This is a genomic window from Gilliamella sp. W8123 (assembly GCF_016101085.1).
GTDB classification, from domain to species: domain Bacteria; phylum Pseudomonadota; class Gammaproteobacteria; order Enterobacterales; family Orbaceae; genus Gilliamella; species Gilliamella apis.
The window spans coordinates 216,054-231,584 of sequence record NZ_JACFRE010000001.1; the positions used below are offsets into that span (position 1 = coordinate 216,054).

The following is a 15,531-nucleotide window of genomic DNA, read 5'->3' on the forward strand; positions in this document are numbered from 1 at the left end:
ATGAATAAATTAAGCCATTTTGCCATAGCTATTGGCCGCAATAAATTTTATCCATTGTTTTGTATTATCTGTGTCACCGGAGCATATATATATACGGATCCAATTAATGATTTCAATTTACGCTATGCAGTATCATACGCTGGTGCATTTTTAGGATTGTTATGTGTGATCTTATTAGCAAAACGAAAAAATTTAGGTAATGTGCTTGGTATGCTAGCGGTAATTGCTGAATGTTGTGCAAATTTCCTTGGTGGTAATATTGGGGCGGGTTTGCCAACGTTTTACTATTTTGGCTCACATATTTATGGCATATTAACTTGGCAAAAAAATCTAGATAATAATAAAAGCGTTAAAGTTCGTACTTTAAATGAAAATGCCTTTTTATATGCGTTAATATTCCTCATTGCGGCTGCTTTTTTCAATATTTATTTAACTAATGAAATCGGCGCAATAAATACCTCCTACCAACTTATTACTAATTGCTTTATATTCGGTCTAGGCGTAGTTGCTCAACTTTTATTAATGATGAGATATGCTTTTAATTGGTATTTATGGGTTTTATTAAATGTATTAGTTATTAGTTTAAATATTTATACTGACAATATTGTTATCGCAACTCAGTATTTAATTTATCTGTTTAATGCAGTATACGGTATTTGTGAGTGGAAACTTTCCGAACAAAAAGAAAAAGAGAAGAAAAATTAATTTTCGATAAATGAAAGAGAATAGTTAAATTGAAAAAGGAGCAAATAATCAAATTATTTGCTCCTTTTTCATTATTCTATATCACCATCAACAAGCGGAACAAATTTCACTTCACCAATATTCTGAGTAATAAAATTATCACCATCTCGCTCAATTAATTGTAACGTTTGCTGGTTTTTACCTACAGGTAACACTAGTCGCCCTTTGTCGGCTAGTTGTGTCAGCAGACTTGAAGGCACTTCGGTTGCTGCTGCAGTTACAATTATGCCATCAAATGGCCCACGTTCTGGCCAACCTTGCCAACCATTACCATGCCGAGTTGAAATATTATGGATATCAAGTAACTTTAATCGTCGTTTGGTATTCCATTGTAAGCTTTTTATTCTTTCTACTGAAAAAACATGATTAACTAGTTTGGCTAAAACTGCTGTTTGATATCCTGAACCAGTACCAATTTCAAGTACCCTAGCATTAGGCGTTAAGTTTAATAATTCGGTCATTTTAGCAACAATATAAGGTTGAGAAATAGTTTGACCACTACCAATAGGTAACGAGCGATCATCATAAGCTTGATGTGAAAGCGCTTCATCAACGAACTTTTCACGTGGTATTGAAGCTATAGCTTCTAAAACACGATCATCTTTTATGCCCTGCTGGCGTAATAAGTCAATCAACTGCTGCCTTTTTAAACTTTGCATTTAAATTACTCATTTCCAATAATCAATTCACGTAATACACTTGTTGCATAACAACCTGAAGGTAAATAAAAACTGATGTCCAAGTTATTTTCATCTCGCCATTGCCACTCTAGATGCTCAGGACGCAACAATATTGAGCGTCGCATCGTTTCAACCCGTTCCTTTCTAAATAACTCAGCAAAACAAGCCCAATTTTCTAAACAATTTTGTTCAAATGTTAAAGCAATAGATTCAGTACCTAATCCTGAATCCCCCACCAAAGGAGCGGTAATATTAATCTCACCATTTTGTAAACGTTGTTGTAAAAGTGATAATTCCTCTGTTTTAGATAAAAACCAACTATTACTTTTTGATAATTGTAATATATCCCCATCAACAACTGTTTGCTGAATCTGGCGTTGAATCCTTTGACTGACTATATCATTAAAAATAGCACTACGTGCAGCAGAAAGATAAAAACTTCGTTTTTTACGGTCTTTAACTGAAATTTCACCATTAGCCCACTTTATTGCTTGATGAATATTATTTTGCTCACGTCCAAATCGTTGTTCGCCAAAATAATTAGGAACACCATGCTGTTTAATTAAGTCTAATTTTGATTCGACTTCTTGTTGACCAGTCAAATTTCTTAAAACAATTTTAAATCGGTTACCTTTTAAAGCCCCTATTTTCAGTTTTTTATTATGCCGAGTAACCTGCAATATTTGACAACCAGTTAAATCAAATTGTGAAAAATCTGGGGTATCTTGCCCTGGCATATGCAAACTAAACCATTGTTGGGTAACAGCTTGGCGATCTTTAAGACCTGCATAACTGACATTTTTCGCTGAAATGCCAACATATTTAGCTAACTGTTCAGCCACAAAGACCGTATTACAATCTTTCTTTTCGAGATAAACTAAAACATGTTCACCTTCACCAGTGAAATCAAAACCTAGTTCTTCGATAACAATAAAATCTTCATATTGTTGCTTATATAAACCATGGCTTGTTGGTTTACCATAAAAATAATTGAGTTCTGCTAACACGTAATCGCCTATTGTCTAATTTATCTCTATTTCTTTGCTAATAACACTACGGCTTCACAAGCTATGCCTTCTTTACGGCCAGTAAAACCCAATTGTTCAGTCGTCGTTGCTTTGACACTAATCTGATCAAAATGAACTTGCAAATCTTCAGCAATATTAACCCGCATTTGATCTACATGAGGTCTCATTTTAGGTTCTTGTGCAATAATAGTAGTATCTAAATTAATTAATTTATAACCTTTAGATTGGATAATACCATACACTTCTTTCAATAATAATCGGCTATCTATACCTTTGTATTTAGGATCTGTATCTGGAAATAATTTACCAATGTCTCCTAAAGCCAATGCACCAATTAATGCATCAGTAATAGCATGTAATACCACATCACCATCAGAATGAGCAACAAGACCAAACTGATAAGGGATTTTCACTCCAGCTAATGTAATTGGCCCTTCACCACCAAATTTATGGACATCAAACCCATGACCGATTCGCATAATCTACCTATATTAATTTTGATTAGTTAAATAAAATGATGCTAAGTTTAAATCTTCTGGTCGAGTAATTTTTATATTATCTCGACGACATTCCACCAATAATGGATGACCACCACAATACTCTATAGCCGATGCTTCATCAGTAATTGCAATGTTATTTTTTAAGGCTTTACTTAAACACATTTTAAGTTCACCAGCATTAAATAATTGCGGCGTAGCAGCTCCCCATAGATAAGTTCGATCGATAGAGTGATCAATAACAGTTTGATTATCTTTATAAGCTTGTTTAATCGTATCACTTAGTGGTGTTGCTAATATTCCACCCTTATTTTCTTGTAATACTCGATTAATTAATTTTGTAATATCTTCATGAGTAACACATGGCCTTGCAGCATCATGAACTAAGGCCCATTGGTTATCATTAACTAAATTTAAACCTGCTAAAACAGAATCAGCTCGAGTTTCACCACCATAAGCCACTTTAACATTATCTTGCGATGCGAGTTCAAGTGTATTAAAAAATTTATCCTCAGGACTGATGACCACCACTACACAGGAAATATTGGGATGAGTTAACAATTTTTGTATAGTATGTTCCAATATTGTCATTGGACCAATTTTTAGATATTGTTTAGGTAATTGGCTTTTCATGCGACAACCCACTCCTGCAGCAGGAACGATTGCGATAATATCACTATTATTTGTCACGTAATACCTTATTGTTTTGCTTTAGAATCAATAATTATTCGATAAAAATACTCATTGGCTTTAACCATGCCTAAATGACTGCGCGCTCTTTCTTCAATCGCTTCATAGCCTTTTTGCAAATCGTCAACTTCCGCAAACATCTGTTCGTTACGTGCTTTCAACATATCATTCTCTCGATGCAGATTCTGTAACATTTGCACATTTTCTTGATAATCATAAATGTTATTCTTCCCATACCACAATGAGTACTGTAAATAACCCAGCACTAGTAGTAATAAAAATGGAATTTTCCACCTAATCATAAGTTTAATTTATCTCTTAACTTAAATACATTTAACAGGTTTTGGTAAGCCTGCTAGTTTAGTTGCTTGTTTAGCTGGACCATCAGGAAATAACTTATATAAATACCTACTATTGCCCTTTTCTGGACCAAATTTTTTTTCCATTGCTTTAACCAATGCACGAATTGCCGGTGAAGTTTTATATTCTAAGTAAAAATCACGAACAAATAAAATCACTTCCCAGTGAGCATCAGTTAACTCTATAGATTCTAAAGTAGCTAATTCAGGTACTAAATCAACAGTCCAATCCTGCCAATTTTTTAAATACCCTTTATCATCAGTGTCTATTTGATTTAACATTTTTCAAAACATAACTTAATATTTGCTGCGTATTATACTCGATTAATAACATTGCAACACTAGTTTTGGCGAGTAAACAATCTAGTTTTGCTGAATTTCATCCGAATTTGGCGAAAATTAAAGCAGTCGATAAAAAATATTAAATTTACTATTTACAAACAAGCCCGTCTCCTTTAATATTCACAGCCATTGCGGAAGTGTGGCTGAGCGGTTGAAAGCACCGGTCTTGAAAACCGGCGAGGGGCGACCCTCCCAGAGTTCGAATCTCTGCGCTTCCGCCATCTTCTTTAAATATTATCTAAAAATCAAAAAGTTGAAATAGAATTTTTTTAGTATTCCATCTAATATACCACTTTAGTTAAATAATCTTACAATCTTAAATAAGTTCTCATCTGCCAATATTTTAAGTCAATACGCACTAACTTATGGCTAAAACGGCTAAATTAGCCGAATTAGCAAAAAAATAATGAAATTTTTTTAAATTTAAAACACTAATTAAAAAAGTAAGTTTAGAGTAAAGCCTAACTCCTTTTTTATTCGGAATTTTATTGGTTTTTATTTAGCAATACATGTAATTTGTTATGTTGAGCGTAAAACTCTAAGTAATCAGCCTCTTCATGCTTATCTGGATACCCTTTTTGATCAACAGCCATAATTAAACTTGGTAGCTGATTCATTGCTCTTGGTGTAAACAACCGCATACTATCTGGTCGTCTACGCCAGACGTCTCCTTTACGTTCATCTCTTTCTAATATAAGAACTGTGATATCTTTTTAGTCAGAAACGATGCTAAACACAGTCCAGCTTGTCCAGCACCGATGATTACACAGTCGTAAGTCATGAATTATATCCTTTAATAGATATATGTTGGGTGAGCATATATCAATTCAATGGTTATTTAATTGAATAAACTAGCTATATTAAATCTCTCATTCTTTTTTTTAAATGAAAATAATTGTCAAAGAATAAATAACTATTTGAAATATAGAGAGTTAAATAAATCAATAATTTTTTTTTATAAAATGAAGTCAGCTTATTTGTTCAAGACAATATTACTCACCCATTTATATAATGCAGTTAACTTTTCACAATCTAATAACCAAACAAGAGATGGACTAACATAATGGAAAATAATAAGGAAGTGGCTATGTCTGTGAATTTTTTACTCGGTTGTAGGGGTAATTATATTACGGGTCAAACTCTAGTTATTGATGGTGGAATGTCTGCTTAATGAAACAGCATTTTGTGATGCTGTTCATAGAAGCAATGATTAAAATGAAAGATGTAAATGGAGTGTAGGATGGAAAACAACACCGATGGCCGACAATTCAATGGTTTAAAACGATATAAAAAATTGATTATTTTATCTGTTATTTTCCTAGTTTCAGGGATAGGATACTTCATTTTTTGGTACATGTTTTCTCGGTTTACAGAATCTACAGATAATGCGTATGTTATGGGAAATCAAATTCCAATTCATACTCAAATAAGCGGAGGAGTCTCCTCCATTTACGTTGATGATAATGACTTTATAAGAAAAAAAGATGTTATCGCTCAATTAGAATCAATTGATGCTGAAAATAATTTTAGTTATGCAAAAAATGAATTAGCCAAGGTAATAAGAGAAATTCAACAGATCAAACTGACAACTGAAAAATTGTCAGCAAGTATTCAATTAAAGCAAGCGACATTAGATAAATTAGAAAAAGATTTAGCTCGGAGAGAAGGCCTTTGGTCTCGTAATGCTATTTCAAAAGAAGAAATAGAGCATGCTAGGCAAGATGTATTAATTGCGTTAAATGACTTAAAAATTTCCAAGCAAGAGTTAGAAATTAATAATGCCCTATTAATGCAGAATTCATTATTAGAACAACCACGTATTCAGCAAGCTATTTCTAAACTAAAGGAAGCTTGGCTTAACTTAAAACGAGTAACAATTGTTTCCCCTGTCACTGGATATGTTTCGAGGCGCCAAGTCCAAGTTGGAACACAGGTTAATAGAGGAGAACGATTATTAGTTATTGTTCCTTTGGATCAAGTTTGGGTAGAAGCTAACTTTAAAGAAGTTCAATTAAAACACATTCGAATAGGACAAAAAGTTAAGTTAACTAGTGATTTTTATGGAGATGATATTAAATTCGACGGGGTGATTACAGGAATTGCTATGGGAACGGGAAGTGCATTTTCGTTATTACCAGCACAAAATGCAACAGGAAATTGGATTAAAGTAGTTCAGCGTTTACCTGTTCGTATTGAATTGAATAAAGAGCAAATTAAGAAATATCCATTACGGGTGGGGTTATCTATGTATGTAACAGTGGATACCAGTGATGTAAGTGGAAAATTACTTACTGATATTTCACCTCAAGAAATTAAATATCAAACAGATGTACTTGCTTACGACTTAGATGAATTCGAGCAACTAGTACGAGAAATTATGCAAAATAACTTAATTTTAGAGAGTAATATTCAGTGAATCATAAAATGTCACCATTATATCTATCAGGTGCAAAATTAATTGGGCTTATTGTTGCATTGGCAACAGTGGCCTTCTTACAAATTTTAGATTTAACAATTGCCAATGTAGCTCTCTCTACTATTGCTGGAAACCTAGGAACATCAAGTAGCCAAGCAACATGGGTAATTACATCATTTGCCGTATCCAATGCCATTTCAATTCCTTTATCTGGATGGCTAGCTAAGTACTTTGGGGAAGTTAAATTATTTTTGTTTTCAATTTTGTTGTTTGTATTTGCTTCTTGGTTATGTGGTGTCTCCAACAGCCTTGAAATGTTAATTATTTCACGAGTACTACAAGGTGCGGTTTCTGGACCAATTATTCCTCTTTCTCAAAGCTTATTATTAGCTAACTCTCCAGATTCCAAAAAAAATATGTCTTTAGCAATATGGTCGATGACTATTATTATTGCTCCCGTCTGTGGACCTATTTTGGGTGGATGGATAAGTGACAATTTATTTTGGGGCTGGATTTTTTTACTAAATGTGCCAATTGGTCTAATAGCATGGATAAGTATTAGAATATTATTAAAAGGACGAGAAACAGAAATAAGTAAATCTCGAATAGATACTATCGGGCTTGCTTTATTAATATTTGGTGTTGGTAGTTTACAACTTATTTTAGATAGAGGGAAAGAACTGGATTGGTTTAACTCATCTGAAATTATTATTTTATCTGTGATAGCGTTAGTAACACTTTCTTTTTTTGTTCTTTGGGAAATGACATCGAATCATCCTATTGTTGATCTATCTTTATTTAAATCAAGAAATTTTACAGTAGGGACAATTTGCATAAGTTTGGCATTTTTGCTACATATAGGGACATTAGTTATGCAACCACAGCTATTACAACGAGTTTTTGGTTATACTGCAACGTGGGCAGGATTAGCATTGTCTCCCATCGGTTTAGTTCCTATCGTTCTTGCTCCAATAGTCGGCCGTTTGGTTCCTTATTTAGATATGAGGAAGCTTGTGACTTTTGGTTTCATTGTTTTTGCTTTGTGCTTTTTTTGGAGAGCTTACTCGTTTGAGCCTAATATGAATTTTTCGAGTTCTGCATGGCCCCAATTCTTTCAAGGATTTGCGATAGCTTGCTTTGTTATGCCTTTGAATATAATAATTTTAACTGATATACCTGCTCACAAGTTAGCGGCAGCAGGAAGTTTATTTAATTTTTTTAGAACATTATCTACTTCCATTGGTACTTCTTTAACAAATTCATTATGGGAACATCGTGAAGCAATTCATCACAACCAACTAACTGATCTAATGAATCAAAATATACAAACGCTAGAATACACATATCAGCAGTTTCAGTTGCAAGGTTTTTCTGAAACTCAAGCTTCGGCAAAACTAGCACAAAATATTACTAATCAGGGGCTGGTAATCGCAACCAACGAAATTTTTTGGCTATATGGAATTATTTTTATACTATTAATCATAGTTGTTTGGTTTGCAAAATCAACCATTACATCAAAGAATGAAATAGAAAAATAGTTGGTTAGATAAGTACGTAAGTCATAACAAGATTATGATATTTTGAAAAATAAAAATGAACTTCAAAAACTTTATTGATCGGATTACCTACATGTAATGTACATGTTTTTTTCTTTGTTTATACCTATGCAAAAAATATTTTCATATGAAAGTGTAATACCAGTTGAGCTAAACGCCTTATATAAACTCTCTTGTGCTGAAAATACTAAAGTAATGTAATGTGTTATGTCCATTATCATGTCACTGGGAATAGAGCATTTTAGGATCGTTTGACTTAAATCAATTGCTTTTTGAGTGGACATTATTTTTTCTATATCAACTCCTATGCTTTGAACCTCATTTGAGTGTTTTATTGTAACCGCAGTTACAAAATTATTAGAGTGAGATATTGAACCAGCTATGTTTTAGGCCATAAAACGGTTTCGTTGGAACTTTTTTAGTCTCCAGTAATATTCTCCCTCACGCAATAAGTTTTCTAATGCCATAGCAGAACACACTCTACCAGCTAAGAACTCTATTTTTCTCCTTACTGGAATGTATTGAATATCTTTTTTTAATTTTAATGGTAAATCATCAAAATTATTAATATTAAAATTATCTACTGAAAATGGCTAAAAGATTGCGAAATATTTTGCGATCCTATAATAAAGTTCTTGGTGATAGGTTTAAAATAGCCAAAAATACGTTTGTATTGTTCTTGATTAACTTTATATATGATGTGTGTTATCCTTTAGTTAGTTTTAGTTAATCGAATTACGTATATATAGTCTTTAAATATGGTTTATGTTACTGTTTTTAATGACAAGGATGTTTATTTAGCAAGGATAAAATATCATGTTAGACAATGATTTGTTAGTTAAAGTGCACCGACAAAATTTATCTACATTGCTTTTCATAAACAATATCACGACGGATTGGCATCGTCACCCTTCTCTTCAATTGACAATATCATTGCACAATATGTCTTTTGAGCTAGAAACACCAGATGAAAAAAAAGAGGTGTTTGGTTTTATTATTCAATCAAATGTTCCCCATAAACTGCGCGCACCAGATGTCTGTTGTATTAATTTGCTTATTGACCCAGAAGATCCCTATTATCACTTATTATCGCATTTTACTGAAACTAATCCTGTTTATTTTCTTACTAAAGAAGAAGCATTAAAAATTGCCAGTTATTTTATGAAGTCTGTTACTATAAGCCAACCATTTGAGCTTTATCACGTCTATAAGTTATTATGTGAGTCAGATCCTAATTGTTCATGTGATCAAGATAACCGCATTAATAAAGCAATCTCTATTATTTCATCATTACCCATAAAGCAAATTTCATCGAGGGAAATCGCCGAAAAAATACACCTTTCTGAAAGTCGCTTTCTTCATCTTTTTCGTTCTGAGTTGGGTATTAATTTCAGGGGTTACCTATTGTGGAAAAGATTGCAGGATGTAATTGATACACTCGACTCCCATACAACGCTGACAAAATTAGCCAATGATATGGGATTTTCTGATTCGGCTCATTTTAGTAGAACATGTTTATCTAGTTTGGGGCTGAGACCATCACAACTCAAACGAGCTTTAATAATTGATAATAAAGACACTATATGCGGAAAACATTACTGTTTGTACAGCGTATTTCAGGCATTACATACCTAAAATACACTGTATTATCGTTTATATACTACTAACTGAATATAAGATTCTTCGTTTCAGAAATATTGACCAAAGATTGTATTTGATTAATCGCAATACCATTGAGTTGTATCAAGCGTTCGCAAGCACTTATACCTTGATGAATTAAGACTGAGTTAATACTTTGCAGATTAGATAAAATGACTAATTGCTCTTTTGAAGCATTATGTAAACAATTAACAATGCATCCGAATATGGAAAAAATACACTTGATAAATATTGAAGATAGTATGTTACATTTTCATATTGAGTACAAAACTAGAGGAACACCTATTCCTCATACACATCGTTATTATGATAAAAAATTAAATTTAATCAATATACGTTGAACCGAGAATATAACTATATAAAAAATATATAATTGCAAGTATTCTATCTGGAATTTTTTGGTAAAGAAATAACTGATTTCAGGATAAGTCATTTTTATTGTAGTGTTAGTTATCTTTCTTTACTGTAGTATCACTTCATCATTTATTTGTAAAAATAATTGAGGAGTGTATACCATCAAATTAATATTTGGGGATTAATAAAGCACTCTCGTTTGGATGATTATGGATAAAGGAATTAGCTATGCTTAAGGCTCATTTTAACTAAAACTATTACCTAAATAGACATACTACTACAAAAGTATAACATCCTACCTAGGCATTAAAATTGATAATACACTAGCAATAACCTAAATAAATTTAGATTTAATAGTACTGTAACAGTCTTTGATTAAAGGTTAATATTCAAAGCTTCTTGTAACTGTTTTGCTTTCGCAACTGCTGTTGACTTTAATTTTGATGAAGCTATTTCGTGCAGACCTTCCCATTTAGCATCTTTGATGTAACCACGCAATGCAGCTTCTTTCAAATAAGCGGCATACTGTAACGATATATCTAAAATACGATTTGTCCAGACTGGTATTTTTTCCCCTCGACTAATTAGATTACCAACAAAACCAACACATTCAATTAAAATAGGCCAAAGTAATGGTAAAAATTTAATTTCTTTTTCTAATGACCTAATAAGTTTTGCAGGACTTACAATGGGAGTTTTTAAAAATAGTAAAATTGCTCTACGAACAGTTTCTTCATCAATGCGATTCGTTAAAACATAGTTTTCAGCAAAATAGGCACCCTCGCCATCTTGAGCGAGAAGTCCAATAACAACCATCAATAAAGTATTCGATAATGCCGGTATTTCTGTACTAGATAATGGTTCATCTTCATTGCTTAGCCAATTCCGATATTTGCTAACCAGTAAGGCCTTTTTATCATTATCCCAATGCAAATAAACACTTTCTTGGCTATCTGTTGTAAATTTAGGGTGTTCTATGGGGGCGGGATATGCTTGACATTGCCCTTCTATTTCTAAATCAAAAAACCAATTTGTTTTTACTATATGAAAAACATGGTCATTAATATCTGGTAGTTTCAATGTAAAAATGAAAGCGGAATTAGATTTGCTTTGCTCAAATAAATCAATTGAGATAATAGCGCCATCATCAAGTACCGGAATGTTTCTTTCTTTTTTAGGCCAAATTTTATCAAAATCAGTTATATTAACTTCATTAGATTTTTTTGATTTAACAGACTTAATGTCTGGTAATTGGGTAATAATATATTTTGCTACACTGATTGCCCGTGAACTACCTGTTTTTTCAGCTAAAGCTCTCAAACCTAAAAGATCCAGTTGGTTTGGCGACGCAAGTCCATTGGTAACTGCAAACTGAACTTCGGGTAAAAATTCTGCCATAGCATTTACAATTTCATCAGTTCCCACTAGTAATCTCGGCGCTTTTAAAGACGCTAAAATTAATTCATCTAAAATTGGCCATACAACGGATAAAAGCCCTTGCTGAGCAATATTTGACAGCGTTGCAACTAAGCTCACTAATTTAGAAGGGGTTCTATTTGCCCAATCTAGCAAGAAAACATCAGCAATTCCTGGTATAAGTAAACCTCTTTCCCATGCCTCATTCACGGCTAAGGCTATATCAGCTATAGCACGGGGTGATGCTGAACGCTGTGCTGCAAGAAAATTCATTGCAGCGCCAGCAGTTAACGGTATTTGCCGCTTAGCAATTTGCCTAAAAATGAGACCCTTGACATGTTCCGTTTCATTGAAACAAGAAACACTCAGTCGTATAGCAGCATCACCCCAGAGCGGAAACACAGAAAATGCACTAGTAGTCAAATCACCTAAAGAATCAAACCTTTTAGGAAAGTATTGTAATGATGGAGTGGTTGGAATTTTTATATCCCAAAAATATTCCTCATTATAATCTAATAAAACTTCTTTTACTGGGCAATCAAGATAAGCTAAAACCATGTCACCAGCGTTAACAGGAATTTTTTTACCTGATTGTAAAATGACATCAACCTTTAACGTTTTTAATAAGTTTAAATTTTTACTACTTTGTGTTTTGGTATCCAAACGAGTTAAAGCTAAAAATATATCCGCTTCAAGTGCATAAATTTTATTTTTCTGATATTTTTTTAGTCGCCTACAAAGATCATCTACTGTAATTGAAAGATCACTTTTACTAGGAGTTGATAAAATACAAGGCAATTGATCTAAATTTTTGCACACTACATAATTACGAGCATGCAATACTTCATGTACCATATCTTTCTGATTTGCTCCCCAATAGCCTTCAGGTTCGATTCCTTTCACCCAACAAGCAATCAAATTAAGTAGTACATCAACAGATGTTGGTTTCACCCCCGCCAAACTTGTTCGAGCCGATTGAGGATCGTTATAAGCGATCTTATTTGCAACAGCTAAAAATCTTTCAGCAACAGTATCACAAACAAACTCTCTTCGATTAACCAGTTCACTGGCAAGCTCTGTTAGTGCTTGAGGTGTAACTTTCCCCCAATCAAATTGAGGGCATGCCCACAAAGATGGTGTTTTTTGCCAAAGATGTTTAATGTCCTGTGTATGACTTTCTTCAATTCGTGCATAATTGAGTTGCCAATGGTTAGCCAATTGACGAGCTAGCTTTGCAATAGATTTATCTTTATCGTCACACCATATCGCCAGCCATGGTGTGAGTTGCTCTATATTACTAGGACCTTTTCTTGTCATTGCTGTTTTTAAAACTAACTGTTTTGTTGATTTAACCTTTGCTGAGAATGAAGCTATCATTACCTCATTTAAAAGTTCATCATCAACATTTTTTATCAATATAGGCGCAATTTTTGCAATTACATCTGATTCACCTTTGGCAAGTAAAGGAATCAAAACAGCTGTTCTTTCACATAACGTTGTAGTACTTATCCCTAACCCCTCTATTGCACTAACCCAAACCTTTCTATCCCCAGGTCGAATGGCAATATCTAACGCAAAAAAGATAAACTCTATTGCATCGTGTTTTGAGAGCCAACCTTGTTTAACACCTTCGATAAATACAGAAAAGAATGGTCCAGTTGCAGGTACATTGACGGCAATCCCTATTTTAATATGCTCAGAAAATCTGCGTTTTATTTGTTCTTGTGTTGGTAACTCTTGAGTCGATACTGCTCTAGAATAGTCTTCAGCAGGTAATCCCATAGACAAAGCAGCATAAACAGCCCAATCTTTCATATATTCGTAGCTTTCAGGAATAGCTAAATTTAACTGATCAACAAGTTGAACGGCAATATCACCAAATACACTTGAAGAGTGTTCAAATACTCTTCTTCTGGATACGCAAGCTTTGCTGATAAAGTTAGTCGCATATTTTTCACCTTTATCCTTAATAATAGGCAGTAATAAGGGCCTATCAGCAAAATAAGCAAACTCTAGAGCACGGGTGATAGAAACGCCAATCCTAATGGCATACAATGTGATATGTTTGAGATTGCATTCAATATATCCTTCATTGCTGTAATCGCTGTTTGCCTCTCTTTTAATAAGACGCTCCCAGTCTCCATTTTTTAGACCATTCAGCGCTATTTTTTGTTGTTCTTTTGTGCCTAGTGGTTGCTGTAATATGGTATCTATAGTTACTTTTTCCCATCGCAAAGAGTTAAAAATAGCGACGGCTTCTTCAAGCTTAGAGTTCATAAATACCTTCCTTGATTTGTACAGCTAAAACGTGCTTACAGGGGCCTTTTTTCTGTTGATTTTTAAGATACCAAGTACATGTACATTGTGGATTACAATCCAATTGATTTGTAGGAATAGACACACGATAATTATCATCTGTAGAATTGACCATCCATGTTATCTCATCTATTTTTTCGACCTGATCAACTAATTTATGTGCACCAATAAGCCGTGGATTATCTTTTAAAACTCGGTTCGGATCTTCTGGTAACTCGCGATGAAAATAAGAACCTTCGTATGCATCAAACCCAAGTTTTCCACAAACGGCAAGATAAGCAAGTGCGCGCTCAATGCGATAAGCCTCTAATGCTGAAGCATTTGACAATTGTTCTTTATTAATAAGCGCATCAAACTGTAAAAGATCATTCACTATTTTTGAATCTTTTTGTTCTGCTGATGAAACTAAAGATGTTAACAATGCTCCTTCACCAGAATATCCTTGCCATGTTTCAGCTGTTAAGCTGAGTGTTAAACGAGCACCCAAAAGGCTTACTTCAATCATGCATGGCCCCTGCTCGTTATTTTGCAAACAGTAAAAGGTTAAACTTTTAATATTAGTTATTAGTCGCTTAAGTGCATTGAGACGATGCAAGCCAGATATATAAACACTATGCGTATCGCTTCTAGACATTAATTTAATACCTGAACGCGATAATACAAGCCAACCAGATTGATTTTTACTCGTTATATTAGGTAGAGTACTCACAAACATTTGTGCTTGAGGTCCTTTTATTGTGAAAACTGGCTTCATGTTTTTATGAATTTCAGCGATATTGCCTAAAGCTCTTATCCACCGATTAGGCATTTGAACAGGCCGTTGTAAAATGATTTTATCTAACCCATTGAGATGATTGCCTTTATCCTCTATATGCCGTGTTGCTAACCCTTGATCACCTATATTTAAATGAAGTCTATCTTTACTATTAACCTTAGCAAGCGCTTGTCTTAAACCAATACCAATATCAACATTAGTAGTACCTCGATAAATCTCTCCATCAAGGCCTTCTCTTAATAAATCTAAACGTGCATATACCCCATTACAGGCAGAAAAACACTCTGCTCTTACACGATCACCTTGCGCTGAAAGTACCGGATCTTTTTGAAACTCAGGCTTATACTGGCAATAGTTCGTAGAAGTAATGTCTGCTAATACAAGCAAGCCTCTTGCAATAATTTGCGGGTAAAGCGAAAAACCAGAAAAAAATACCGGATGATGAACAATACCTGTTGGCGTCAAAGCAGGCGAAAGCGCTAAAGCTAGTGCTCCATCAGTAAAATTTGATTGCTGAAAAAAAGCTCGCACGGTTTTTCCTAAATAAAAAATTTAAACAAATACTAAAATAGAACCAATGCTACATATGATATCTTTTAAGATTATATAGTTTATTGATAATTAGTTTATCAAAAACCAACAAAAAAGTGAGTTTTTTTAAAGGGAAACATTGCTTTTAGCATCTATTTATTAGAAGAT

13 protein-coding genes and 1 tRNA gene are annotated in these 15,531 nt (G+C 33.6%); 5 read left to right on the forward strand and 9 right to left on the reverse strand.

Going from position 1 to position 15,531, the window contains the following annotated elements; translation table 11 throughout:
- Nucleotides 1-705, forward strand: a complete 705-nt coding sequence (gene pnuC, locus H3T56_RS00980; RefSeq protein ID WP_065578644.1) for a nicotinamide riboside transporter PnuC — start codon at nucleotides 1-3, stop codon at nucleotides 703-705.
- Between the two features lie 71 nt (nucleotides 706-776).
- Here pnuC and H3T56_RS00985 read toward each other — a convergent pair whose 3' ends face one another.
- The 6 genes from H3T56_RS00985 to H3T56_RS01010 are packed head-to-tail and all read right to left on the reverse strand — an operon-like array spanning nucleotide 777 to nucleotide 4,280.
- Complete coding sequence (locus H3T56_RS00985; RefSeq protein WP_034902158.1) at nucleotides 777-1,403, reverse strand: protein-L-isoaspartate(D-aspartate) O-methyltransferase; 627 nt, start codon at nucleotides 1,401-1,403, stop codon at nucleotides 777-779.
- A gap of 5 nt (nucleotides 1,404-1,408) precedes the next feature.
- Entirely contained in the window at nucleotides 1,409-2,431 is a 1,023-nt protein-coding gene (truD, locus tag H3T56_RS00990) for a tRNA pseudouridine(13) synthase TruD (RefSeq protein ID WP_198191798.1), read from the reverse strand.
- Between the two features lie 26 nt (nucleotides 2,432-2,457).
- Complete coding sequence (gene ispF / locus H3T56_RS00995) at nucleotides 2,458-2,931, reverse strand: 2-C-methyl-D-erythritol 2,4-cyclodiphosphate synthase (RefSeq protein WP_065614554.1); 474 nt, start codon at nucleotides 2,929-2,931, stop codon at nucleotides 2,458-2,460.
- A gap of 12 nt (nucleotides 2,932-2,943) precedes the next feature.
- Nucleotides 2,944-3,639 carry a 2-C-methyl-D-erythritol 4-phosphate cytidylyltransferase gene (ispD, locus tag H3T56_RS01000; RefSeq protein WP_198191799.1) on the reverse strand — a complete coding sequence of 232 codons (696 nt, stop codon included), beginning with the start codon at nucleotides 3,637-3,639 and terminating at the stop codon, nucleotides 2,944-2,946.
- An 8-nt stretch (nucleotides 3,640-3,647) separates the two neighbouring features.
- A complete protein-coding gene (gene ftsB / locus H3T56_RS01005; RefSeq protein WP_065614553.1) occupies nucleotides 3,648-3,941 on the reverse strand; it encodes a cell division protein FtsB in 294 nt (97 codons plus the stop codon).
- Between the two features lie 21 nt (nucleotides 3,942-3,962).
- Nucleotides 3,963-4,280: a TusE/DsrC/DsvC family sulfur relay protein gene (locus H3T56_RS01010; protein WP_034902173.1), complete on the reverse strand. Its 318-nt coding sequence runs from the start codon at nucleotides 4,278-4,280 to the stop codon at nucleotides 3,963-3,965.
- A 193-nt stretch (nucleotides 4,281-4,473) separates the two neighbouring features.
- Here H3T56_RS01010 and H3T56_RS01015 point away from each other — a divergent pair.
- A tRNA-Ser gene (locus tag H3T56_RS01015) sits at nucleotides 4,474-4,561 on the forward strand.
- Between the two features lie 264 nt (nucleotides 4,562-4,825).
- Here the strand turns inward: H3T56_RS01015 and H3T56_RS01020 are convergent.
- The gene (locus H3T56_RS01020) at nucleotides 4,826-4,981 is read right to left on the reverse strand and encodes a hypothetical protein (protein WP_165755233.1); all 156 of its coding nucleotides are present in this window, start codon (nucleotides 4,979-4,981) and stop codon (nucleotides 4,826-4,828) included.
- Between the two features lie 599 nt (nucleotides 4,982-5,580).
- Here H3T56_RS01020 and H3T56_RS01025 point away from each other — a divergent pair.
- From H3T56_RS01025 to H3T56_RS01035, 3 genes are all read left to right on the forward strand, one after another.
- On the forward strand, nucleotides 5,581-6,756 hold the full coding sequence (locus tag H3T56_RS01025; protein WP_198191800.1) for an efflux RND transporter periplasmic adaptor subunit: 1,176 nt from the start codon (nucleotides 5,581-5,583) through the stop codon (nucleotides 6,754-6,756).
- Between the two features lie 8 nt (nucleotides 6,757-6,764).
- Nucleotides 6,765-8,294 (forward strand): DHA2 family efflux MFS transporter permease subunit, encoded by a 1,530-nt coding sequence (locus tag H3T56_RS01030; RefSeq protein WP_198191801.1) that lies wholly within the window; start codon nucleotides 6,765-6,767, stop codon nucleotides 8,292-8,294.
- 834 nt (nucleotides 8,295-9,128) lie between these two features.
- The gene (locus tag H3T56_RS01035) at nucleotides 9,129-9,947 is read left to right on the forward strand and encodes a helix-turn-helix domain-containing protein (protein WP_034902177.1); all 819 of its coding nucleotides are present in this window, start codon (nucleotides 9,129-9,131) and stop codon (nucleotides 9,945-9,947) included.
- A gap of 753 nt (nucleotides 9,948-10,700) precedes the next feature.
- Here H3T56_RS01035 and H3T56_RS01040 read toward each other — a convergent pair.
- Both H3T56_RS01040 and H3T56_RS11710 read right to left on the reverse strand, forming a co-directional pair.
- A complete protein-coding gene (locus H3T56_RS01040) occupies nucleotides 10,701-14,018 on the reverse strand; it encodes a FimB/Mfa2 family fimbrial subunit (protein WP_198191802.1) in 3,318 nt (1,105 codons plus the stop codon).
- On the reverse strand, nucleotides 14,008-15,363 hold the full coding sequence (locus tag H3T56_RS11710; protein ID WP_198191803.1) for an SWIM zinc finger family protein: 1,356 nt from the start codon (nucleotides 15,361-15,363) through the stop codon (nucleotides 14,008-14,010). Before H3T56_RS11710 ends, H3T56_RS01040 begins: the two co-directional genes overlap by 11 nt.
- Nucleotides 15,364-15,531: the final 168 nt, after the last annotated feature.

Excerpts from the sequence above, each read along its gene's own strand:
- H3T56_RS01025 (WP_198191800.1), top strand. The coding sequence starts at position 5,581 with ATGGAAAACAACACCGATGGCCGACAATTCAATGGTTTAAAACGATAT.
- ispF (WP_065614554.1), bottom strand. The coding sequence starts at position 2,931 with ATGCGAATCGGTCATGGGTTTGATGTCCATAAATTTGGTGGTGAAGGG.
- H3T56_RS00985 (WP_034902158.1), bottom strand. The coding sequence starts at position 1,403 with ATGCAAAGTTTAAAAAGGCAGCAGTTGATTGACTTATTACGCCAGCAG.
- H3T56_RS01040 (WP_198191802.1), bottom strand. The coding sequence starts at position 14,018 with ATGAACTCTAAGCTTGAAGAAGCCGTCGCTATTTTTAACTCTTTGCGA.
- ftsB (WP_065614553.1), bottom strand. The coding sequence starts at position 3,941 with ATGATTAGGTGGAAAATTCCATTTTTATTACTACTAGTGCTGGGTTAT.
- H3T56_RS01030 (WP_198191801.1), top strand. The coding sequence starts at position 6,765 with ATGTCACCATTATATCTATCAGGTGCAAAATTAATTGGGCTTATTGTT.
- H3T56_RS01020 (WP_165755233.1), bottom strand. The coding sequence starts at position 4,981 with ATGCGGTTGTTTACACCAAGAGCAATGAATCAGCTACCAAGTTTAATT.
- pnuC (WP_065578644.1), top strand. The coding sequence starts at position 1 with ATGAATAAATTAAGCCATTTTGCCATAGCTATTGGCCGCAATAAATTT.
- H3T56_RS01010 (WP_034902173.1), bottom strand. The coding sequence starts at position 4,280 with ATGTTAAATCAAATAGACACTGATGATAAAGGGTATTTAAAAAATTGG.
- H3T56_RS01035 (WP_034902177.1), top strand. The coding sequence starts at position 9,129 with ATGTTAGACAATGATTTGTTAGTTAAAGTGCACCGACAAAATTTATCT.